Annotated in this window: 22 protein-coding genes; 20 read left to right on the top strand and 2 right to left on the bottom strand. The window is 48.6% G+C overall.

Annotation, left to right across the window (positions count from 1 at the left end):
• The 10 genes from HPY28_RS00595 to HPY28_RS00550 all read left to right on the top strand — a co-directional run bounded on the left by HPY28_RS00595 (position 1) and on the right by HPY28_RS00550 (position 10,783).
• Positions 1–318 carry a heavy metal-binding domain-containing protein gene (locus HPY28_RS00595; RefSeq protein WP_174229863.1) on the top strand — a complete coding sequence of 106 codons (318 nt, stop codon included), beginning with the start codon at positions 1–3 and terminating at the stop codon, positions 316–318.
• A gap of 3 nt (positions 319–321) precedes the next feature.
• The gene (locus tag HPY28_RS00590; protein ID WP_174229862.1) at positions 322–546 is read left to right on the top strand and encodes a hypothetical protein; all 225 of its coding nucleotides are present in this window, start codon (positions 322–324) and stop codon (positions 544–546) included.
• A 260-nt stretch (positions 547–806) separates the two neighbouring features.
• Entirely contained in the window at positions 807–1,448 is a 642-nt protein-coding gene (locus HPY28_RS00585) for a beta/gamma crystallin family protein (RefSeq protein ID WP_174229861.1), read from the top strand.
• A 415-nt stretch (positions 1,449–1,863) separates the two neighbouring features.
• A complete protein-coding gene (locus HPY28_RS00580) occupies positions 1,864–2,538 on the top strand; it encodes a response regulator transcription factor (protein ID WP_017248566.1) in 675 nt (224 codons plus the stop codon).
• Positions 2,535–4,355 carry a HAMP domain-containing sensor histidine kinase gene (locus tag HPY28_RS00575; protein ID WP_174229860.1) on the top strand — a complete coding sequence of 607 codons (1,821 nt, stop codon included), beginning with the start codon at positions 2,535–2,537 and terminating at the stop codon, positions 4,353–4,355. The genes HPY28_RS00580 and HPY28_RS00575 overlap by 4 nt, the downstream gene beginning before the upstream one ends.
• 113 nt (positions 4,356–4,468) lie before the next feature.
• Positions 4,469–5,155 carry a GDSL-type esterase/lipase family protein gene (locus HPY28_RS00570; protein ID WP_017248568.1) on the top strand — a complete coding sequence of 229 codons (687 nt, stop codon included), beginning with the start codon at positions 4,469–4,471 and terminating at the stop codon, positions 5,153–5,155.
• Between the two features lie 21 nt (positions 5,156–5,176).
• On the top strand, positions 5,177–6,583 hold the full coding sequence (locus HPY28_RS00565) for an MBOAT family O-acyltransferase (protein WP_174229859.1): 1,407 nt from the start codon (positions 5,177–5,179) through the stop codon (positions 6,581–6,583).
• Between the two features lie 14 nt (positions 6,584–6,597).
• Positions 6,598–7,737, top strand: a complete 1,140-nt coding sequence (locus tag HPY28_RS00560; protein ID WP_174229858.1) for a DHHW family protein — start codon at positions 6,598–6,600, stop codon at positions 7,735–7,737.
• A gap of 5 nt (positions 7,738–7,742) precedes the next feature.
• Complete coding sequence (locus tag HPY28_RS00555) at positions 7,743–8,216, top strand: DUF4358 domain-containing protein (protein WP_173621871.1); 474 nt, start codon at positions 7,743–7,745, stop codon at positions 8,214–8,216.
• A gap of 611 nt (positions 8,217–8,827) precedes the next feature.
• The gene (locus HPY28_RS00550; protein WP_174229857.1) at positions 8,828–10,783 is read left to right on the top strand and encodes a GTP-binding protein; all 1,956 of its coding nucleotides are present in this window, start codon (positions 8,828–8,830) and stop codon (positions 10,781–10,783) included.
• Positions 10,784–10,861: 78 nt separating this feature from the next.
• Here the strand turns inward: HPY28_RS00550 and HPY28_RS00545 are convergent, their stop codons facing one another.
• Positions 10,862–11,494, bottom strand: coding sequence for a Crp/Fnr family transcriptional regulator (locus HPY28_RS00545; protein ID WP_017248573.1), 633 nt, complete (start codon positions 11,492–11,494; stop codon positions 10,862–10,864).
• Positions 11,495–11,512: 18 nt separating this feature from the next.
• Positions 11,513–12,181: a Crp/Fnr family transcriptional regulator gene (locus HPY28_RS00540; protein ID WP_174230157.1), complete on the bottom strand. Its 669-nt coding sequence runs from the start codon at positions 12,179–12,181 to the stop codon at positions 11,513–11,515.
• Positions 12,182–12,517: 336 nt separating this feature from the next.
• Between HPY28_RS00540 and HPY28_RS00535 the strand changes: the two genes are divergently transcribed.
• The 10 genes from HPY28_RS00535 to HPY28_RS00490 are packed head-to-tail and all read left to right on the top strand — an operon-like array spanning position 12,518 to position 21,682.
• The gene (locus tag HPY28_RS00535) at positions 12,518–14,005 is read left to right on the top strand and encodes a 4-hydroxyphenylacetate 3-hydroxylase family protein (RefSeq protein WP_174229856.1); all 1,488 of its coding nucleotides are present in this window, start codon (positions 12,518–12,520) and stop codon (positions 14,003–14,005) included.
• A gap of 30 nt (positions 14,006–14,035) precedes the next feature.
• Positions 14,036–14,599: an NADPH-dependent FMN reductase gene (locus HPY28_RS00530; protein WP_069844956.1), complete on the top strand. Its 564-nt coding sequence runs from the start codon at positions 14,036–14,038 to the stop codon at positions 14,597–14,599.
• A gap of 30 nt (positions 14,600–14,629) precedes the next feature.
• A complete protein-coding gene (locus tag HPY28_RS00525) occupies positions 14,630–15,166 on the top strand; it encodes a 3-hydroxyanthranilate 3,4-dioxygenase (RefSeq protein WP_174224511.1) in 537 nt (178 codons plus the stop codon).
• Positions 15,157–16,161: an amidohydrolase family protein gene (locus tag HPY28_RS00520; RefSeq protein ID WP_174230156.1), complete on the top strand. Its 1,005-nt coding sequence runs from the start codon at positions 15,157–15,159 to the stop codon at positions 16,159–16,161. Before HPY28_RS00525 ends, HPY28_RS00520 begins: the two co-directional genes overlap by 10 nt.
• Positions 16,158–16,619 (top strand): RidA family protein, encoded by a 462-nt coding sequence (locus tag HPY28_RS00515; protein WP_174229855.1) that lies wholly within the window; start codon positions 16,158–16,160, stop codon positions 16,617–16,619. The genes HPY28_RS00520 and HPY28_RS00515 overlap by 4 nt, the downstream gene beginning before the upstream one ends.
• Positions 16,620–16,629: 10 nt before the next feature.
• A complete protein-coding gene (locus tag HPY28_RS00510) occupies positions 16,630–18,096 on the top strand; it encodes an aldehyde dehydrogenase (protein WP_174229854.1) in 1,467 nt (488 codons plus the stop codon).
• Positions 18,097–18,134: 38 nt separating this feature from the next.
• On the top strand, positions 18,135–18,917 hold the full coding sequence (locus tag HPY28_RS00505; RefSeq protein WP_174229853.1) for a 2-keto-4-pentenoate hydratase: 783 nt from the start codon (positions 18,135–18,137) through the stop codon (positions 18,915–18,917).
• Between the two features lie 22 nt (positions 18,918–18,939).
• On the top strand, positions 18,940–19,827 hold the full coding sequence (locus HPY28_RS00500; protein ID WP_174229852.1) for an acetaldehyde dehydrogenase (acetylating): 888 nt from the start codon (positions 18,940–18,942) through the stop codon (positions 19,825–19,827).
• Positions 19,828–19,852: 25 nt separating this feature from the next.
• Entirely contained in the window at positions 19,853–20,875 is a 1,023-nt protein-coding gene (gene dmpG, locus HPY28_RS00495; protein ID WP_174229851.1) for a 4-hydroxy-2-oxovalerate aldolase, read from the top strand.
• A 12-nt stretch (positions 20,876–20,887) separates the two neighbouring features.
• Positions 20,888–21,682 carry a 2-keto-4-pentenoate hydratase gene (locus tag HPY28_RS00490; RefSeq protein ID WP_174229850.1) on the top strand — a complete coding sequence of 265 codons (795 nt, stop codon included), beginning with the start codon at positions 20,888–20,890 and terminating at the stop codon, positions 21,680–21,682.
• The last annotated feature ends 52 nt before the right edge of the window (positions 21,683–21,734 follow it).

Genomic DNA, 21,734 nt, shown 5'->3' with positions numbered 1-21,734 from the left:
ATGATAGTTGTAACTACTGAAAACATTCCAGGATATCGTGTCGTTGAAGTAAAAGGAACCACATTCGGTTTAATCGTTCGAGCACGCGGAATTGGCGGAGACATCATGGCAGGTCTTCGTTCAGTCGTTGGCGGCGAAATCAAGGAATACACGGTGCTCCTGGAGGACGCGCGCAAACAAGCGCTTGACCGCATGATTAAAAACGCAACTGCCATGGGAGCTAACGCTGTGGTAATGTGTCGTTACGACACTGGAAATATGGGAAATATGGGGGAAGTTGTCGCGTACGGTACAGCAGTTGTCGTTGAAAAGGTGTAATGAATGATTTATGTCGTTTATTACATTGTTTTTCAGATCTTGCTTTTAATCACTTTGCTAATCATTTCCAAAATAAAGGACAAGCGACTGCACCAAGACCACGGAGAAGTCGTCCCGCCCGGATTTGAGCCCACGAATGAAGTGACGATCGATCCGGTAACGCAGGAAAAGCGTCGTGTATACTTCAATCCGAAGACCGGGGATCGCTATTACAAAATTGAAAAATAAGCGATGAGGATGACTGTCCAGCTCATGGGGCAGGAAAATATGGAGATAGTAGAATTAAGTAGAAATGAGCCAAATCTTGTTAGCTGACAAGATTTGGCTTTTATTGTGCGCCCAGCAAGGGCGATAGCTCTAGAGTGTAAGTCCCGAACGGGGTTTGTTGAACCATTGACAAAATATTTACAAATTATTAAATTGCCATATATTGGAAAAAGTAATAGTATATAGCTGTATGAAACATTACCGAATAGGAGGGATTTAAAATGAAAGGTGTAATCAAGTTAATAAGTGCTTTAACAACGTTCGTGTTGGCATTCATTGCATTAGGGTCAGGTCCAGTATCAGCGAATGGGACAGGTTCACCAGTAGCATATTTGTGCGAAGATGCAGACTATCAAGGTTACTGCTTAGGTCTATACGCGGGCACTAGAATTAATACACTTGATGAAAAATTCTTCAATGACAAAGCTTCCTCGATCAAGATTTTAGATAATCGATACAACGTAACTGTTTTCGAACACTTAAATTGGACTGGACGTAGCACTACTTATTTGTTCAGTGATCGTGACATGAGTGACGAAAAGATTGGGAACGATGAAGCTTCTTCTCTTTATGTTTCTGGACATCAAGAAGAGCTAAATGGAGTTTACTTGTACGATAACCACGGAATGAGCGGCGATTGGATCAAGGTTACCTCAAGCGCGAACACTATCCCACTTAATGACAAGATTTCGTCCATTCGTATCGTCGGACCATATGATATAACGATATTTGAACATGCAAACTTTACTGGAAGAAGTTTGAGTTTTAGTGGTAATGCTTATCTAGAGGGCACCACGATTCCCGATTTGGTTCCCCACGGATTTAACGACATTACATCAAGCATATTAATCACAAAGCGCTAATAAAAAAGTTCTTCATGTCTTTGCACTCTATTTTTCTTCATTGTCAACTAATAAAACAACAGGTACATCCATCGTTAGCCTACGAGATAATAATAGAACCATCCAATATTAAAAGTGACCATTCATTTGGTCACTTTTTGTGTTACACCCTTTAGGTTTTGTTGTTCGAGTATTCTATCTAGGTTATCAAAATCCGATTATCATCAATCCGGCAGGAAAGGTTTTCATCTGTTATCACGATACCGGGGAGATCAAGTTAGTAGCGGATTCATTCGAGATGCTGTCGAGGAAAATTTTTATGGAAAATGCGTCCTCAACGACCTTTGACAGTACTGCCATATTGTGACGACCCCAAACTCATGATAACATTCTAAAAAATATCTTTTGGAGAGATAGAGGACGAGAGGTCATTAGCATGACAAAAACGATACTGATAGTGGAAGACCAGCAGGTTTTGCGAGAGATTATGAAGGAATACTTGATGGACGAAGGATACGAAGTGCTGGAAGCCGGGGACGGGAGTCAGGCGCTGACGTTATTTCAAGAGCATGAAGTACATTTGATCATTCTGGACATTATGCTGCCGGAATTGGACGGGTGGTCAGTATGCAGACGCATTCGCAAAGTTTCCAACGTCCCCATTCTGATGTTAACAGCTCGTGCGGATGAGGATGACACGTTGCTTGGATTCGAGCTCGGAGCGGACGATTATGTGGTGAAACCGTGCAGTCCTCCCATCCTGCTGGCACGCGCCAAACGGTTGCTGGAAAATCGGCAAATTCAAGAACCGGGGGATATGTTGTCCGGCGGCGGGATTACGATTCACTTGCCGTCCCGAACCGTTTCGATTGAGGGAAACAACTATAGCCTGACGCACACGGAATTCGAAATTCTGGCCTACTTGATGAAAAACAAAGGCATCATCCTAACCAGAGAACAGCTCCTTACAAAAATCTGGGGTTACGACTTTGACGGCGAGGATCGTACGCTCAGCAGCCATATTCGCAATTTGCGTTCCAAGCTGGGAGAGCATGCGAAGCATATCGTCACTGTTGTTCGGTCCGGTTATAAATTCGAGGATCGGCCATGAGAACAAGCATTGTACTCAAGCTATTTCTCCTCACAACGGGATTATGCCTGTTTGTGATCGCGAGTATTTTTATCGGACAAACCGTATTTTTCGAGCAGTTTTATGTGCATCAAAAGGTAGAGAAGGTGAAGGAAGCCCTTCAATTCTATCGGCAAAACGAGTTGACTCATGCCGGGGATTCCCAGGATGAAGTCAGGAAGGAACAGGAGTTTTATCAAAAGACGAATGCCTGGTTTGTTCGATTGGATGATAGAGGTCATTTGAAATACACCGACGATTTCGAGATGGAGGTCCGGCTAGAGCACTCGGACGCCACCCCTACTCTTTCTGGCCAGTCGATTGTCGTTCCGCTGTACACGGTCATGGATGTGGAGGATGTAAGCGCTGATAACCCCTTCATCGATACCTTTGTGAAAGCGGGTCAACAGATTGCCATGGAAGGGATCATGATCGATAATCAATGGTTTCCGCAGCGGATCGGGAGGAGTGTCTCCAATCTCAGAGAGGAAAATCGACTAGAGAATCAGCCCCTCGTCAAAAAAGAGTATGAGGTCGTCCCGAGATTCAAGAGTCCTACCGAATACCATGAGCGTTATCCCAGCGTACTGGTGCACGGAACCATCACACAGGTCCGGACACCGCAAGGCGCGGATGTATCCCGCTATACGAACCGCTTATTTCTTGAACGGGTGAAAGCTTTTCAAGCAGATCTGCTATACGGGGATTATGTGGAGCAAACAAGCACCATAACGGACTACAATGAGAACGATATGGACTACAAAATATTCGTAGAGCGCGTGACCGATCCAACAGGGAATCCCGCCTATCTATTCGCCATGACATCATTGCAGCCTGTAAACGAAGCTACAGAGGTCATGAGAAGTTATTACGGCTACATCCTTGCAGGTACCTTGCTGCTCGTTCTGCTCGCCTCCTTCTATTATTCCCGCAGAATAGCAGCTCCTTTGCTCCGCATGGACGACATGACGCAAAAAATGGCCAAACTGGACTTCTCTGAAAAAATTCCGATCAAGACAGAGGATGAGATCGGCAGCCTGTCACGGAATATTAATCGGCTTTCGGATATGCTGCATGCCCATATTGTCCGGCTGGAGCAGGATATCGAGAAAGAAAAGCGGCTGGAGCAAACGCGTAAAGAATTTATAGCTGATGTGTCGCATGAGCTGAAAACTCCGCTCAGCGTCATGGAAAGCTGCCTTTACATTTTGAAGGATAAGGCGGACAGCCCAAAGCGGGACTACTATTTTACTGCGATGGAAGATGAAGTGAAGAAGATGAACCTTCTAGTTGCGGATATGCTGGAATTGGCAAAATATGAATCCGGTACGTATAGAATGCAGATGGATTCGTTCCGAATTGATGTGGTACTGGAGCAAATCTGCGTAAAGTTGGCACCGGACCTCTCCGGCAAGCAGTTGCAGTTGCACAACCGTTTCGCCCCAGTCGAAGTCATCGCCAATCAGCATCGAATCGAGCAGGTGATCGTGAATTTCCTGACAAACGCCATACGCTACACGCCGGAGCAAGAGGACATTGTCATTTCGACAGTTGAAGGGGAGGATACCGTCAAGATTTGCATCGAAAATAAAGGCGTCCATATTCCGGTCGAGCAATTGGAGAAGATATGGGATCGTTTCTACCGCGGCGAGCACTCCCGTAACCGTGCGACCGGAGGAACCGGATTGGGCCTGGCGATCTCCAAGCAGATATTAGAACTGCATGGGTCGTTCTATGGGGCAATGAATACGGAGGAAGGAGTCTTGTTCTATTTTGAATTAAAGAAAAAGAAAGTGTAGAACCTTGGTTCTGCACTTTTTTTATTGCATTTCTACCCAATCTGCACACGATCTGCATCTGATCTTGATCTCCGACGATTACTCTTTACCTTGTTCAAGAAGAAAGGGGAAAGATGAAAGTGCAAAAGAAAATGATGGGTATTACACTGATCGCAATGGTCGCCTTATCGGTTGCGGCATGCGGCACCAATGGACAACCACCTGCTTCCGAGATGACTAGGCAGGCCGTAGACATCTCCACTCCGGAGCAAACCTCATATGCATCACAGTATCAAACAAGCGTTTTTCTCGGAGATTCGATTACGGAGGGATTGTCTTACCATGATGTGCTGAAAGACAAGAACGTGCTGGCAGGTGCAGGGAAAACGGCTGAATTCGCGCTGCAAGATGTGGACGAATTGGTCAAGCGCAAGCCCGAGCATATTTTTATCCAGCTAGGTTCGGATGACATTTTATGGCCGACCGACAATCCCAAGGAATATTCGTTGTCGTATTACGGCCAATTGATCGATCGCATCAAAGTAAAGCTTCCAGAGGCGTCCATCACGATATTATCCGTTACCCCGGTTACGGCAGAGGCAGAAAAAGCGGAGCCCCGTTATCGAAATATCGGCGACTACAATAAGGGACTGAAGGAGCTGGCAAGCAAGGTACAAGTCGGATTCATCGATGTGTCGTCAATCGTGTCCGCTCATCCTGACATGTACGATGCGGACGGCATTCATTTCCAAGCCGAGTTTTACCCGATCCTGCTCGATTACGTAAAAGATGAGCTGGGTCGTCAGAAGAACGCAAAATAGCGGCGCGGGAGGAAGCGAACGTTGGTATTCAGCAGTCTGATATTCCTATTTCAATTTCTTCCCGCCGTGCTGCTCGTTTATTATGTGTCGCCCAAGAAGCTGAGAAATGCTGTTCTGTTCGCAGCGAGCCTCATCTTTTATGCATGGGGCGAACCAGTTTATATCATCATCATGATTTTTACAACCGTATTTGATTATATCAACGGGCTTGTGATCGACAAGTACAGTCACCGTAAGCCGATCGCCAGAGCAGTGTTGTTCGGCTCTATCTGCGGCAGTCTGGCGATTCTCAGTTTCTTCAAATATGCCGGGTTTGTCGTTTCGAATGTGAATGATCTATTCGGTCTGCATATACAAGTGGCTGATCTGCCACTGCCCGTCGGTATTTCCTTCTATACGTTCCAAACGATGTCCTATGTAGTGGATGTATACCACGGTAAAGTGCCGGCACAACGAAATATCATCGCTTTCGGCACTTACGTCACGATGTTTCCCCAACTGGTCGCAGGTCCGATCGTCAAATATGGGGATATCGCGGAGCAACTGGTCTTTCGTAAAGTGACGCTGGAGCAGTTCGGAGAAGGGGCGGAATGGTTTATCCGGGGATTGGCCAAAAAAGTGCTGCTAGCCAACAATATCGGACTGCTATGGACCAACGTGAAGTCGACGCCGATGGAGGACTTGACTGTCCTCTCCGCGTGGCTCGGCATCCTGGCGTTTACGTTTCAAATCTATTTCGATTTCAGCGGGTATTCAGATATGGCGCGCGGGCTCGGCAAAATGTTCGGTTTCGACCTCCCAGAAAACTTCAAGCATCCGTATATTTCAAGAAGCGTTTCGGAATTTTGGCGCAGATGGCATATTTCCCTCGGTTCTTGGTTCCGGGAGTATGTCTATATTCCGCTCGGCGGCAACCGGGTGGGCTTGGGAAAGCAGTTCCGTAACCTCTTGATCGTATGGTTCTTAACCGGTCTGTGGCATGGGGCGAGCTGGAACTTTATCGTATGGGGCTTGTATTTCGGCTGTTTTGTTGCGTTTGAGAAGCTGTTTTTGCTGAAGTGGCTGAATCGTTGGCCGAACTGGGCAGGACATCTCTACACGCTGACGATTGTCGTTGTCGGGTGGGTCCTTTTTGAATTTGAACATTTGCCTTCCGCGTGGATGTTCATCCGTGCGATGTTTGGTTTCGGGGGTCACGAATGGGTGGATCATCAGGCGCTCTACGACCTGACGACGTATGGCGGATTGCTCGTTCTGTTGGCCTTGTGCGCGACACCGTTGCCCCGGAAAGGATTGGAGCAGATGAAAGCCCGATGGAATTCGGTAGGCATGATCGCTGCTTTGGCACTTTCTATCATCAGTTTGGTTTTGTCGTCCGCTTATTTGGTCTTTGAGGATTTCAATCCATTCTTATATTTTCGGTTTTGAGGGGAGGGAGCAGTTTGACCAGATATGACAAACGCACGCGAGCCGTGACGGGCTTGTTGTTCTTGCTGTTTATCCTCATGGTGGCTGTTTTGAACATACTGACCCCTGATCAGGCATTTTCGGAATCGGAAAACAGGATGCTCGAGAGCAGGCCGCCTTTTTCACTGCGATCACTACTGGCGGGGAAGTTCACATCAGATTACGAGACCTATATCACCGATCAATTTGCTTTCCGAGACGTTTGGATCGGACTAAAAACGGATGCGGATCGTGTTATGGGCAAAAAGGACAGCAACGGTGTTTATCTGGGTAAGGATGGGTACCTGATTCAACATTTCTCATCGCCGCAAGACGCCGAGGTGAATGACAGAATTCAGGCCATCCATTCGATTCACCAGAAAACGCCCGACCTCCGCAAGTACATCATGCTGGTACCGACCGCCACCGCGTTGCTTCGGGATGAACTGCCCGCCTACGCACCAATTGGTGACGAACATGCCGCTCTGAATCGAGTACGGCAATCGCTTCAACCTGATATTCGCTTCGTTGATGTCTATACCGCGCTGTATGCCGGACGCGAAGAAGCCATTTTTTATAAAACGGATCATCATTGGACGAGCAAAGGCGCTTATTATGCTTATCGGGTGTTGTGCAAGCAGATGGGGATTGTTCCAAAAGACGAAGCTGCGTTCAACATCCGACAGGTGACGGATGCATTCTACGGATCGCTCTATTCGAAGAGCGGATTCCGCCATTTACAGCCTGATCGTATCAATCTTTATTTGCCGAAAGAGGAAAGCAAAAAGAAAGTGGAGTACGTGGACGAAGGCCGTACCGCGGATTCCTTGTACCAAATGGACAATCTGTCCAAAAAGGATAAGTATGCGCTATTCCTCAACGGCAACCATGCACTGGTCCGAATCACAACGGAGCATCCGGACGGGAAGAAGCTGCTGATCGTGAAAGATTCGTACGCCAATAGTCTGATTCCCTTTTTGGCCGAACACTTCACAGAGATCGATGTCGTTGACCTTCGCTATTATGAGGAATCCGTAACAAAGCTCATACAAGATCGGCAGTTTCATGACATGCTATTCCTTTACAACGTCAAAACGTTTTTTGAAGACACCTCTATTCTGAACATTATGGAGTGAATGGAATGAAGCGATTTTTGTCTGTACTGCTTATGTTTGCTATCGGAATGGGCATATTGGCCGGATGCTCCAGTGGCGGCGGGACTTCCGAAGAACTTTCGGCCGCAGAAGTGGGAGAAAGAATTCAACAAACAGTAAGTTTTCAGGATATGAAGCAAGGGGATCTGGAGAAACTGCAAAAGTTGTATCAGATCGAGGCAGGAAAAGTAGAGGATTTCATCCTGTACACGGCTTCATCCAATGTGAAAGCGGATGAACTGGCTGTGATCAAAGTCAACGATGCGAGCGACACCGAGTATATAAAAGAGAAAATACAACAACGGATCGAGGCACAAACAATTAAATTGAAAGACTATCGCCCAGAGGAGTATTTTCTCATCGAAAAACATGTTTTGAAGACGAAAGGGACGTTTGTTTTATTCGCGGTGTCGAAAGAGGTTGATCAAATAGAATCTGTGTTTGACGAAGCTCTGAGGTAAAGTCACGATGACAAATCCTTTTGCATGGGATGTAAATGAGTGTAGCTACACAGAGACTCTTAACGATAAAGGGACCTATCCTGATTCTGACAGGGTGGGTCCTTTTCCTGACAAACCGCCCTCATGCGTAGTATTTTGTAACAAAAGAAAACGGTAACCCTATTAGCTACCGTTTTCATACGGACCCATTTATCTTACTCGGATAAACACCAAAACATTATCTCTTGATAACACACGTTGGAACCCGTTATTCAAAAGACAACGTGCAGCAGGACCCACACGTCTACCAATCATTAAAAATCGGTTACATGGTGCGGCACTTCCAATGATGCTAACGTCTCGAATAATTCGCCTCCGTACGCCATTCACTCTGATACGTCTAAATAGTATTACTACCACGTCAGTCATAGTAATCACCTCGCTTCTCTCTGCATGGTATAGAGCATGCAAATGGGGGAAGTTTGGCAACTGATACGAGCCTTTAGTATATGAAAATGTGCGAATTGATACGGCAATTTACAAGAAAGTGTTAGTCAACTATTCTTCTTCTCCATTCTTATGTTTTAATGAGAAAAGAAATGGCAGTCGAGTAGCTATGGAAGAGGGATAACATGAAGCGTCTAACGATCGGCTTGTTTGCCCATGTGGATGCGGGCAAGACTACTTTCGCCGAACAGTTGCTATATCATACGAACAGCATCCGGTCACGGGGCCGGGTGGATCATCAAGATGCCTTTTTGGACAGCCACGATATCGAGAGGAAAAGAGGCATTACCGTGTTCGCCGATCAGGCGGTTATGCACCATAAGGGCGACGTTTATTATTTGATCGACACGCCTGGACACGTCGATTTTTCTTCCGAGATGGAGCGGGCGATTGGGGTAATGGATTACGCTATCGTGATTGTCAGTGCGGTAGAAGGTGTCCAGGGTCATACCGAGACAGTCTGGCAGTTGTTGCGCAAACATCGGATACCGACATTTTTCTTCATCAATAAAACAGATCGCATAGGCGCGGATGCCAGCAGGACGGAAGAGGAGATACGCAGTCAGTTGACAAGGGATGTCTGTTCCGTCAAGGACAACTTCGCCAACGGTTTCGTCGGTGAGGGGCTACGGGAGATGATGACGGAGCGGAACGAGTCATTGCTAGAAGCGTTCATAGAGGAAAGGGACGATCAAGCTTTTTGGCTGGGTGCCTTGCAGGAGATGATACGAGATGGGAGTCTTTTCCCCTGCACCTGCGGCTCGGCACTGCAGGATGATGGCGTTGTTGAGTTCCTGAATCAACTGTCCTTGTTGACGACTGCGACTTATGACGAGACGGCTCCGTTCGGGGGGCGCATTTATAAAATTCAACACGCTGCAAACGGGTTGAAGCTAACGTTTGTCAAAGCGCTGAGCGGCAAGCTGAAGGTACGGGAGCTGCTTAGCTATGAGAGCGGTGGACTGCGATACGAAGAGAAGATCACACAAATCTTCATGTTTAATGGTAGGAAATCACACTCAGTTGAACAAGTAGCTGCAGGCGATTTGTTTGCGGTCGTCGGCTTGTCCAAGGCCGAAGCTGGACAAGGGGTGGGGCTCTACTCAGACAAGTTTGCTTATGAGACTGAGCCGACACTACAGTCGAAAGTACAGTTTGGCGGTTCGCTTCACGTGCAGCAAGTGCTCGGTGCGTTTCGCATTCTGAATGCGGAGGACCCGTCGCTGAATGTGGTTTGGGAAGAGAGTTTGCAAGAGATTCACATTCGCGTCATGGGTTTGATCCAATTAGAAGTGCTGGAGCAGGTTGTGAAGGAACGCTTCGGTTTCGTGGTCTCTTTCGGACAACCAGAAATCTTGTATAAAGAAACGATACAGTCTGCTGTGACGGGATATGGACACTTCGAGCCGCTCAGGCATTACGCGGAGGTGCACATCCTGCTTGAACCGGGAGAGCGAGGCAGCGGAATCCACGTCAATAGTGTATGTCATCCTGATGAACTGAGTTTTAACTACCAGAATCTGGTTCGGTCTCATCTCTACGAACGGGAGCATCATGGGCTATTGACAGGCATGCCAGTCACCGACATGAAAATTACGCTCCTAAGAGGCCGTGCGCATAACGAACATACGCATGGGGGCGATTTTCGTGAGGCCACCTTCCGCGCGCTGCGGCAGGGGTTGGAGAAAGCGGAGAATATGCTGTTAGAACCCTATTATGACTTCAAAATAAAGGTGGGAATGAACGAGATGGGGAGGGTACTTTCGGATATTCAGCGTGCCTCAGGTTCGTTCGAGCCACCGCAGATGTCGGATACGCATGCGGTGATTACGGGAAGGGTGCCCGTAGCAACATTCATGAATTACAGTACCGAATTCGCTTCTTTCACCCATGGACGCGGCAGCATCCGCTGTGTATTTGGCGGATACGATCGCTGCCATAACGCGGAGGAAGTGATGGAAAGGAAAAGCTATGAAAAGGATGCAGATCCGGTTTATACATCCTCCTCGATCTTTTGTGCCAAGGGGGCAGGCTACTCGGTACCGTGGGACGAGGCAGAAGCCAAGATGCATCTGCTCTAAGCAGAACTGAACAGGGCTGTATCAAGATTTTCAACGGTTATTTTCAATGCGGAGGGGCGAGCCTGATTAGGCTTCGCCCTATTTACATTGGATGCGAGAATAAATCCCACGCAGTCCCTCTACATCCACAACTCGAATGGCACTCCGCTCAGATAGCTCAATCAAGCCTTGCTGTCGCCATTTCTGCAAAGTCTTGTTCACCGTAATGCGAGACGTATCAATATAGCGTGCAAAAGACGTCTGATCGATAGGGATATGATTAGTTCCGTGCACAGCTATCAGTTTGAGCAGATAATTAGCCATCTGTAGCTCAATTGGACTGTCAGTGAATGCGATGATTTCAGCTAGGAGACGGAGCTTATAGATTTGTGAATTGGTGAAGATCACTGCCGACTGTGGGTAGTCTTGGCATATGCGCGATAAGACCTCGTCGGAGAAAAAGTAAATGACGGAAGGAGAAGTGGTTATGGCTGATGTCAGGTATGAGCCGTTATAGGCGCCGTGCTCCCCGAACAACCCACCTGTGGGAATGTAATCGATAGTCCGCTCATGCCCGTTCTCAGATAAGAGAGTGATCTTTACGCTCCCTTTGTCTAGATAATAAAATCCAGTTCCCACATCGCCTTGATGGTAGATCGTTGTATGTTTTCCCATTTCGATCTTCTTGCCATACATGAGGTACGGGGTCCACTGATAGCGGAGACAGGCCATTGTGACCACCTTTCACACTTAATGGATGTTACGGCGCTTCTCGATAGAAGGGAAGGGAGTTGCTGTGAGTTGTGGAGGCTTCAGCATATCTGGGCGTTTGACGACAAAGGATCGGTTATTGATTTCAATGATGCCTTGTTCCTTCCATGCCTTCAGGATCTTGTAGACAGTGATACGGGTGAGGCCAGCACATTCAGCTAGCTCTTGTTGAGTGAGGGGAACCTCGTGGTTTTTAAAGTCTTCGCAAATGTTGAGCAGGAGACGAGCGATTTGCTCTTCTGAAGTCAGTGCCTTCATGTTGATGGCAGTTAGAAGAATCCGCATTTTTTGATTGATGGTTTGGGTGAAAAGAGACAAGAGTTCAGGGCGTACCTTCAGCATTTCGAGGAATTGCGAACAGGAGAAATGGTAGACGACTGCATTCTTTACAGCAATAGCCGTGGTGAAATGAGGTTGTTGATCCATGGTTTGAAGTCCCATGATTTGACCAGGGACTACGATGTTCACCAGGCGATCTTTCCCCTTGAAGGTAGAGGTCACAATCTTGACTAATCCCTTATGTAGATAATAAAAACCTTCTCCCATCGTCTCTTGCTTATAGATAGCTGTTTTTCCTTTCACAAATTGACGGGTGCCGTATGCTAAAAGGGTTTCCCATTTCAAATCCGTTTCAAAAGGAGATACCATCATCACCGCTCCTTTCCTCATCAATGATCTTGCCTCTTCCAATCATCCACTCAATGTTAAGTCTTAATTTTCTGAACTTATCACTTTTGATTATATGAAAATAAAAAGCTCTTTACCAATTATTTCAACGTGAAAATGACGAGCAGTCGAAAGAAAAACAGAATGGATGTTAATTCGTTTACATATCCTCCGTTGCCCACGAATCAGGTGAGCGGCCTTTTATATTTTTCAGCCGTGATGTTAAGCGGGTTACATTTTTCAGAAAAGCCAGACACTATAATGCGGTTTAAGAACAAAATCGACTCAACCAACCAAAACCAACAGGGAGGAATTGTGGTGGGGATCCGCACAGGTGACCAATACATTCGGGGCTTGAAATCACGGCAACCGGAGATTTGGCTGCAAGGAAGAAAGGTGACAAAGGTATGTGAGGAAGCTGTTTTTCGACAGCCGATTCATGAAATAGCGAAACTGTATGACATGCAGCATGACGAGAAGTATCAAGAGAAGATTACCCATATTTGTCAGGAGACTGGTGAGCGTGTGAACAACGCCTTTCTCGTTGCAAAGACCCCTGAGGAATTGCAGGCGAAACGAGCCATATACGAAGCTTATGCGGAAGCCACTTTTGGTTTGATGGGAAGAACACCGGATTTTCTCAATATCGTCTTGACGTCGCTATACAGCAATGCGTCTTTCTTGGAAAAGTACAATCCGCAGTGGGCGGAAAACGTGAAGAATTATTACAAGTATGTTCGCGACCAAGACCTATTTTTAACGCATGCGATTATCAATCCGCAAAATGACCGCAGCAAGTCCTCGCACGAACAAAACGATGTGTACACCCATTTGGGGGCAGTAGAGGAGACGCCGGAAGGACTGATTGTCAGAGGAGCGAAAATGCTCGCGACACTGGCACCGATCACGGACGAAGTCATCATTTATTCGTTCCCTGGGTTCAAGCCTGGCGATGAGCGTTATGCCCTGGCATTTGCCATTCCAATTGACACGCCTGGCTTGCGCATCATTTGCAGGGAGCCCATGCAAGATGGAAATCGTTCGGTCTATGACCATCCTTTGGCATCGCGCTTCGAGGAAATGGATGCTGTTCTCGTCTTCAATGATGTACTCGTGCCTTGGGAGCGATTATTCCTGTACAACAATGTAGAAGCAGCCAACCTGCTCTATCCAAAGACAGGCATCGGACAGCAGCCGGCGCATCAGACAGGGGTGAGAGGACTGTTGAAGCTCCAATTTGCTACGGAAGTTGCCATGCGGCTGGCAGACTCCATCGGGGTAGACGTCTATCCGAATGTCCAAAACATTCTCGGGGAGCTAGCGCAATCGCTGGAATCCGTCAGAGCCCTCCTGAGGACAGCTGAACTGGAATACGAGACCTTGCCGTCGGGCGAGCTCATGCCGGGTTACGTACAGCTCGAAACCATTCGCGGACTGCTTCCGAAGCTGTACCCACGGGCGATTGAAGTCATCCAAATTATTGGAGCAGGCGGTTTGCTCATGTCCCCGACAGACAGTGACATGGAGCATTCCGAGCTTGCGGCGGACATGGAAAAGTATTATGCGGGACGTGACGGTATTTCCGGTACAGATCGGGTTCGCCTGTTTAAGCTCGCTTGGGACCTGTGCGGGGAAGCCTTCGGACAGCGTTTGCTGCAATACGAGCGATACTATACCGGTGATCCGGTGCGCAAATTAGCGATTTTTTACAACAATTATAAGAAGTCTCATGCATGTACGATGGTCGATGACGCGCTCAGTGTTTTTGCTGCCAAATCGGCATCGCAGAGGGAACAAGTTCTTTAAACAAGTCCAGACGAAAGGGAAGGGAAAACCATGAAACTACTGGGCATAGCAGGCACAGTAATTGGGGCGAAAACAAGCATCGTCGTGCAAAGCGTACTGGATGAAGTGAAAAAAACGGCACCGGAAATCGAAGTGGAGCTACTCGACCTGCGCGAGCACCGGATGTCTCTGTGTGATGGACGAGATCCGGCGACATACACGGATGATACAAAAAAGGTGATCGACAAGGTATCATCCGCTGACTTTTATCTGATTGGTACACCTATTTTCCAAGGCTCGATGACAGGGGCGCTGAAAAATTTGTTTGATCATATTCAGCCTCAGGTTCTTCGACATAAAGTAATGGGCTTCGTGGCAAATGGTGGGACGTATCAGCATTACCTCGTGATCGAAAACCAGCTGAAACCAATTGCGGGCTTCTTTCGCGCTTACGTAGCACCAGGATCGGTGTATGTACACGCCGATCATTTCAACTCACAAAACGAAATTTCAGACGAAGATGTTTTGCGCAGAATCAACGAATTGGCACGAGAGCTGGTTCATATGCAAAAGGCATTGAAACCAGCAGGAGAAACGATCTCACATAATCGTTAGGAGTTAAAAAAACAAAGGAGGGAATAGAACATGCATACATTGGCACCTATCCATTTGTGGAAGTTTATCGAGGATCACATCGATCAGCTCAAGCCACCGGTGAATAACAAGGTGATTTGGAAAGATGCAGAACTAATGGTCATGGTAGTGGGAGGGCCGAATAAACGGCGGGATTTTCACATTGATCCATCCGAGGAAGTCTTTTACCAGCTCAAGGGTGATTGCTTTGTTGAGATCATGAACCAGGATGGGAAGCGTGAGATCATTACGGTCAGAGAAGGCGAAATGTTCCTTCTTCCTGCGAATGTTCCTCATTCCCCACACCGGATCGCGGATACGATCGGACTCGTGATTGAGCGCAACAGATCTGAGGGAGAACTGGAGGACTTTGCTTGGTTCTGCGAAAACTGCGACCACGAAATGCATCGCGTACGGATTCAACTGACCAACATAGAGGTGCAGGTAAAAGAGGCGATCGAAGGATTCAACAGCAATCTGGAGCTGCGGACATGCCAAAAATGCGGGCACGTCATGTCTCCGGAAGCGAGTGAGTGGAAATGCGAGTAGACTTCCATACCCACATTATTCCAGAGGATGTTCCCAACCTGGCTGAGCGATTTCATGGTGAGCGCTGGCCAGTTCTGCACCGCACTTGCACATGCGGGGCAAATATCATGGTCGGGGGAAAAGTATTTCGCGAAGTAACGAATCAGGTGTGGGATCCCCAAAAACGGATTCATGACATGCAGCGAGAAGGCGTGGATATGCAGGTGCTGTCACCCATTCCGGTTACGTTTTCCTACTGGGCCCCGGCAGCCGAAGCGGAAGTGATGGCGCGGATTCAAAATGATTTTATCGCAGAGACGGTTAACCAGCATCCGAATCATTTCATCGGATTGGGTACTGTTCCCTTGCAAGACACCGAGGTAGCCATCCGGGAAATGGATCGCTGCATGCACGAGCTTGGCCTGAGAGGAATCGAAATCGGTACTAACGTAAATGGCAACAATCTGGACGATCCGGGACTGATTCCTTTTTTTGAAATGTGTCAGACATGGGATGTGCCACTCTTCGTACATCCATGGGAGACGCTGGGCAGAGAACGGATGCCGCGGCACAACCTGATGTACACCGTCGGGATGCCAAGCGAGACAGCGCTTGCCGCAGCAAGTCTTATCTTGGGAGGCGTGATCGAGAAGTTTCCGCGCCTGAAAATCTGCTTTGCCCATGGCGGCGGCTCTTTTCCTTATATCCTTCCCAGACTGGACCAAGGCTGGAAGGTATGGCCGCATTTGCGTCTGACCGATCAACCACCTAGTGTGTACGCGAAACAATTCTACTTTGATTCCTTGACGTACGACCCATTGAACATCTCATACATGATGAAGCGCTTAGGCGAAGATAGAATCATGATGGGCTCGGATTATCCCTTCCTGCTTCGTGAAATACCTCCCGGGGATGTCATCGATCATACTTTGGAGCTAACGGACGGGCAGAAGCGGGCGTTACTGGGTGAAAACGCGCTACGCTTCCTGAACATAAAGGAGATGAACGGACTGTGAAGCATCAGACTGAAACGCCGGAACAACGTCTACAGGCAATGGGCCTTGACCTGCCAGTACCGAGACAGCCGGCCGGTAATTATGTCGGTTGTGTCCAAGCGGGCAATCTCCTCTTTCTGGCAGGCCAAGGGACAAACGAATATCGCGGGAAGCTGGGACAGGATGTCACGATAGAGGAAGGCTACCTAGCTGCCAGGCAGTGCATGCTCAATCTGCTAGCTGTTGCCAAACATGAGCTAGGGGAACTGGGGAGAGTCAAACGAGTAGTCAAAATACTCGGATTCGTTAACAGCGATCCAGCTTTCATAGATCAGCCTAAAGTCATGAATGGGGCATCCGATTTGTTGGTGGAACTATTCGGCGAGAAAGGCAGGCATGGGCGGTCCGCTGTAGGGATGGCCCAGCTCCCGCTAAATAACGCCGTAGAAGTAGAGATGATCTTGGAAATCGCGAATTAGGAGGATTCCCATGAGTCAGACTGCCAAGGAAAACCGGGTACGAAAAGACGCCAAGCTATTCATAGACGGAGATTACGTGGACGCTGTTTCCGGTGAAACCTTTGATACGATCAACCCAGCGACAAATCTCAAGCTGGCTTCTGTAGCTAATGCAAGTGAGCAGGATGTAAAAAAGGCGATCGACGTGGCGCAGCGTACGTTTGAGTCAGGCGTTTGGAGTGAGATGTCTGTAGATGAGCGCGCCAAGATTCTCTGCAAAATGGCTGACCTGGTGATGGAACGCGTGGACGAACTGGCTTTGGTGGAGACGCTCGATGTCGGCAAGCCGATCAAAGAAAGCCGGGGCTTTGATATTCCGAGAGCGGCGGCCAATTTGCGATTCTTTGCCGAAATGGCCAAGTACATGGTTCATGAGCATTATGAAATGCGTCATTTTATGTCCTACGTCAAATATGCTCCGGCAGGTGTGACAAGTCTGATCATTCCATGGAATCTGCCCTTCATGCAGATGACCTGGAAAGCATCGGCGGCTTTAGCGGCAGGAAATACCGTCGTTGTAAAGCCAGCCTCGTACACGCCTCTCTCTGCGGTGATGCTCGGAGAGATTGCCAATGAAGCAGGTCTTCCTCCTGGCGTGCTCAACATCATCACTGGTCCAGGCGGGACTGTCGGGGCTGCGATGACGACGCATCCCCATGTGCGCCGGATATCTTTTGTGGGAGAATCTAACACCGGCAAGACCGTCATGCAAAATGCCGCTTCGCAATTGATTCCGGTATCGCTCGAATTGGGAGGCAAATCAGCCAATATCGTATTTGAAGATGCCGATCTTGATGAAGCGGTAATAGGGTCGATCGAGGCAATATTCCGCAACCAGGGTGAGATTTGTCTGGCGGGATCGCGTTTATTGGTACAAGAAAGCGTATATGATCAGTTTCTGGACAAATTTGTGGCGGCTGTTCAAAGGATCAAGGTGGGAAATCCTCTGGAACCAGACACGGATATGGGAGCATTGGTGTCCCGCAGTCACATGGAGTCGGTGGAGCACTACATTCAGCTCGGACTGGAAGAAGGAGCCAAGCTCGGTTACGGCGGAAAACGGATCAGCGGGCTGGGTGACGGCAATTTCCTAGAGCCAACCGTTCTCTATGATGTAGACAACAAAATGAGGGTGGCCCAGGAAGAAATTTTCGGTCCTGTCATCGTGATCATTCCATTCCGTACAGAAGAGGACGCTATTCGGATCGCCAATGATTCGGCTTACGGCTTGGCAGGAGTGGTTTGGACCAACGACCTGCGGCGCGCGCATCGCGTGGCTGATCGAGTGAAGTCAGGTCTTTTATGGATCAATTGCTGGTATGTCCGTGACTTGCGAACTCCGTTTGGCGGTGCCAAGGACAGCGGGATTGGCCGCGAAGGCGGGCGTCACAGCTTCGAATTCTACTCCGAGGTCAAGACAGTCACCATGAAATTATAGCGAGAAGGACAAGGACAGCAAATCAGGGAGGGACCCGTGTGGACAAAGAAAAGATCACGCGATTCGCCGATCATTTAGCGGCGGCGAGTCGTGAAGGGGTGGGAGTAGCGCCACTCACTTTACTGGATCCGCAATTCAGCGAGATAGAGGCATATCACGTTCAGTTGAAGACGATTGAGCGAAAAGTGAAAGATGGCGCGAGGATTACAGGGAAGAAAATCGGCCTGACCTCTCGTGCCATGCAGACACTACTTGGCGTGGATCAGCCAGACTATGGACATCTATTGGACGACATGGTCGTGGAAAACAACGGAGAACTACCTTTCGAGTATGTCCTTTCGCCAAAGGTAGAAGCAGAAATTGCCTTCCTGCTGAAGCGCGATCTGGAAGGGCCTGTAACCATCTATGACGTCATGATGGCAACGGAATATGTAGTGCCTGCTTTAGAAATCGTGGACAGCCGGATAGCCAACTGGCAAATCAAACTAGAAGATACAGTTGCGGACAATGCCTCTTCGGGCTTCTATGTGCTGGGTGGGCATCCCGTGAAACCGCAAGATCTGGATCTTCCCCTAGTAGGAATGGCGTTTTATAAAAATCAGGAGCTGGTCAATACCGGTGTGGGTGCCGCCGCATTGGGCAATCCCGCATCCTGTGTGGCGTGGTTGGCGAACAAGCTGTATGAATTAGGGATTACACTCAAAGCAGGAGAAATCATCTTGTCTGGTGCGTTATCAGCAGCGGTTGAAGCTAAGCCTGGCGATGTATTTCACACACGGATTGCTGGACTTGGTTCAGTAGGAGTCAGGTTTGGCAGATAAAAAATAGGAAAGGAGTGCATGCATGAAGAAAGTAAAAGTAGCAATACTGGGCTCGGGGAACATCGGGACAGACCTGATGATCAAGCTAGGAAGGTCGCCAGTTCTTGAACTGACGTCCATGATTGGAATCGATCCTGATTCGGATGGTCTGCGTAGAGCAAAAGCAGCTGGATACTACGTATTTAACGACGGATTGAAACCGTTTTTGGAAAGCGATGCGGATCTTGCGGATATCGTCTTTGACGCTACTTCTGCCAAAGCACATATTGGTCATGCCAAGGCGCTCAAGGAGGCAGGAAAGCTCGCCATCGATCTGACGCCTGCTGCTGTAGGCCCCTATGTAGTACCATCTGTGAATCTCGGTGCGCATTTGAATGAAAAGAACATTAACCTGATCACATGCGGCGGCCAGGCTACTATTCCGATCGTTCATGCAATAGGGAGTGTGAGTCCGGTCAGCTACGCAGAGATCGTGGCCACTATTTCCAGCAAAAGCGCGGGTCCTGGCACACGTTCCAACATCGACGAATTTACGGAGACGACCGCACGTGGTATCGAAGCGATCGGCGGAGCGAAGAAAGGCAAGGCGATCATCATCCTGAATCCGGCGGAGCCGCCGATCCTGATGAGAGATACGGTCTATGCAATAGTGGAGGAAGAGGCGGACCGACAGGAGATCGTGAAGGCTATTCACCAGACCGTTGCCTATATTCAATCTTTCGTTCCTGGTTACCATCTGCGCTCAGAACCGATCTTTGATGAAAACAAAATCACCGTTTTTTTGGAAGTGGAAGGCGCGGGTGACTACCTCCCTACGTATTCAGGCAATCTGGATATCATGACGGCGTCAGCGGTGAAAGTAGCAGAGGAATATGCCAAGCATGCTGTCGGCACCGGCACGGGTATATAGCCACGGATGAAAGGAGGAACCGCATATGAGTCGTGATATTGTGCTCACCGAGGTAGCGCTTCGAGATGGGAGCCATGCGATCAATCACCAGTTTACTGTGGAGCAAGTAGTCGAGGTAGCGCGAGGATTAGATGAAGCGAACGTACCGCATATCGAAGTCTCCCATGGAGATGGATTGGCCGGATCGTCCCTGCAATATGGGCTGTCCAGGACCCATGAACTGGAGCTGATCGAGGCTGCCGTTTCCGTTTGTAAACAAGCGAAAGTGGGCGTGCTCTTGCTGCCGGGAATCGGCACGATCAAAGATTTGAATACGGCAGCAGGGCTAGGCGTAGGCATGGCACGAATCGCCACACATGCGACCGAAGCGGACGTCTCCGCTCAGCATATTTATCGGGCGAAAGAGCTTGGCTTGACAACAGTTGGCTTTTTGATGATGTCGCATATGGCTGCTCCGGAAAAACTGGCAGAGCAAGCTGGACTCATGCAAAGCTATGGAGCCGATGTCGTGTACATCGTCGATTCTGCTGGCGCTCTGCTGCCTGATCAAGCAGGGGAACGAGTCCGGGCATTGAAGCAATGTCTGAATATTCCCATCGGCTTCCATGCACACAACAATTTGTCTTTAGCCATGGCCAATACACTCGTCGCCATTCAAGAGGGTGCCACCTGGATTGACAGCAGTGTTCGGTGCTTGGGTGCAGGTGCGGGCAATACACAAACCGAGGTTCTCCTTGCTGTACTGGATCGAATGGGCATTCAGACGGGCGTCGATCTGTACAAAATGATGGACCTGGCAGAGGAAATCGTATCGCCGATTCTTCAAGTACCACAAGAAATTACCAGAGACGCTCTCGTTCTCGGATACGCGGGTGTCTATTCCAGCTTCCGGCTTCATGCCGAGCGTGCAGCCAGGAAGTTCGGCATCGACTCCCGGGACATTTTGATCGAGCTGGGAAGACGAAAGGCCGTGGGGGGACAAGAAGACATGATCGTGGATGTCGCAGCGGAAATTGCCCAATTGAATAGCTCTACCAAAATCAGATAGGGGGTGATCAGCGTGCAATCGGAGCTATTGTACAAAAGGTTGGCTCAGAAACTGGTGGATGCGGAGTTGAATAGGGAAGAGGTCGTGAAACTGACAGCTGAATACCCTGAGCTGAAAGTGGAAGATGGATATCGTATTCAAAATGAACTGGTCTCCCTCAAGCTTGAGCAGGGACATCGAATCTTTGCCTCTAAAATGGGTTTGACCAGTCAGGCAAAAATGAAGCAGATGAATGTGCATGAACCGATTCGGGGCTACATTTTTGACTATATGAATATCGAGGACGGCATTCTGCTGATCAATGAATTGATTCATCCCAAGGTGGAAGCGGAAATCGCCTTTGTTTTGAGTGAGGATTTGGAAGGTCCCGGCATCACTGAGGCTCATGTCCTGACATCCACTGACTATGTAGTTCCCGCACTGGAGATTATCGACAGCAGGTATGCGCAGTTCCAGTTTACCTTGCCTGATGTCATTGCCGACAATGCTTCGTCTTCCCGTGTGTTTATCGGATCGACGTGGAGAAAGCCTGATGAACTTGAACTCGATTTGGTAGGTGTTACTCTTTCGATCAATGGCGAGCTCAAAGACTTGGGGGCTGGTGCGGCAGTTCTCGGTCATCCAGCGCACTCGGTCGCGATGCTGGCGAACATGCTGGCTCGCGAAGGACGCAAGCTGCACAAGGGAGATTTGATTTTGTCCGGGGGCATTACCGGTTCCCACCAGCTACGGGAAGGGGATGTCGTAAGCGCTAAATGGGGTGGCCTCGGAAGCATTGAGTTTGTGGTGAAAACGGATAGGCAGTAAGGCGAAAAGCCGAGAAGAATGCAGGGAGTTATTCCGTATTCTCTCGGCTTCT

Source organism: Brevibacillus sp. HB1.2, assembly GCF_013332495.1.
Lineage (GTDB): Bacteria > Bacillota > Bacilli > Brevibacillales > Brevibacillaceae > Brevibacillus > Brevibacillus porteri.
Note: the sequence above shows the minus strand (reverse complement) of the source record. Positions and strands in the feature narration are given on the sequence as shown.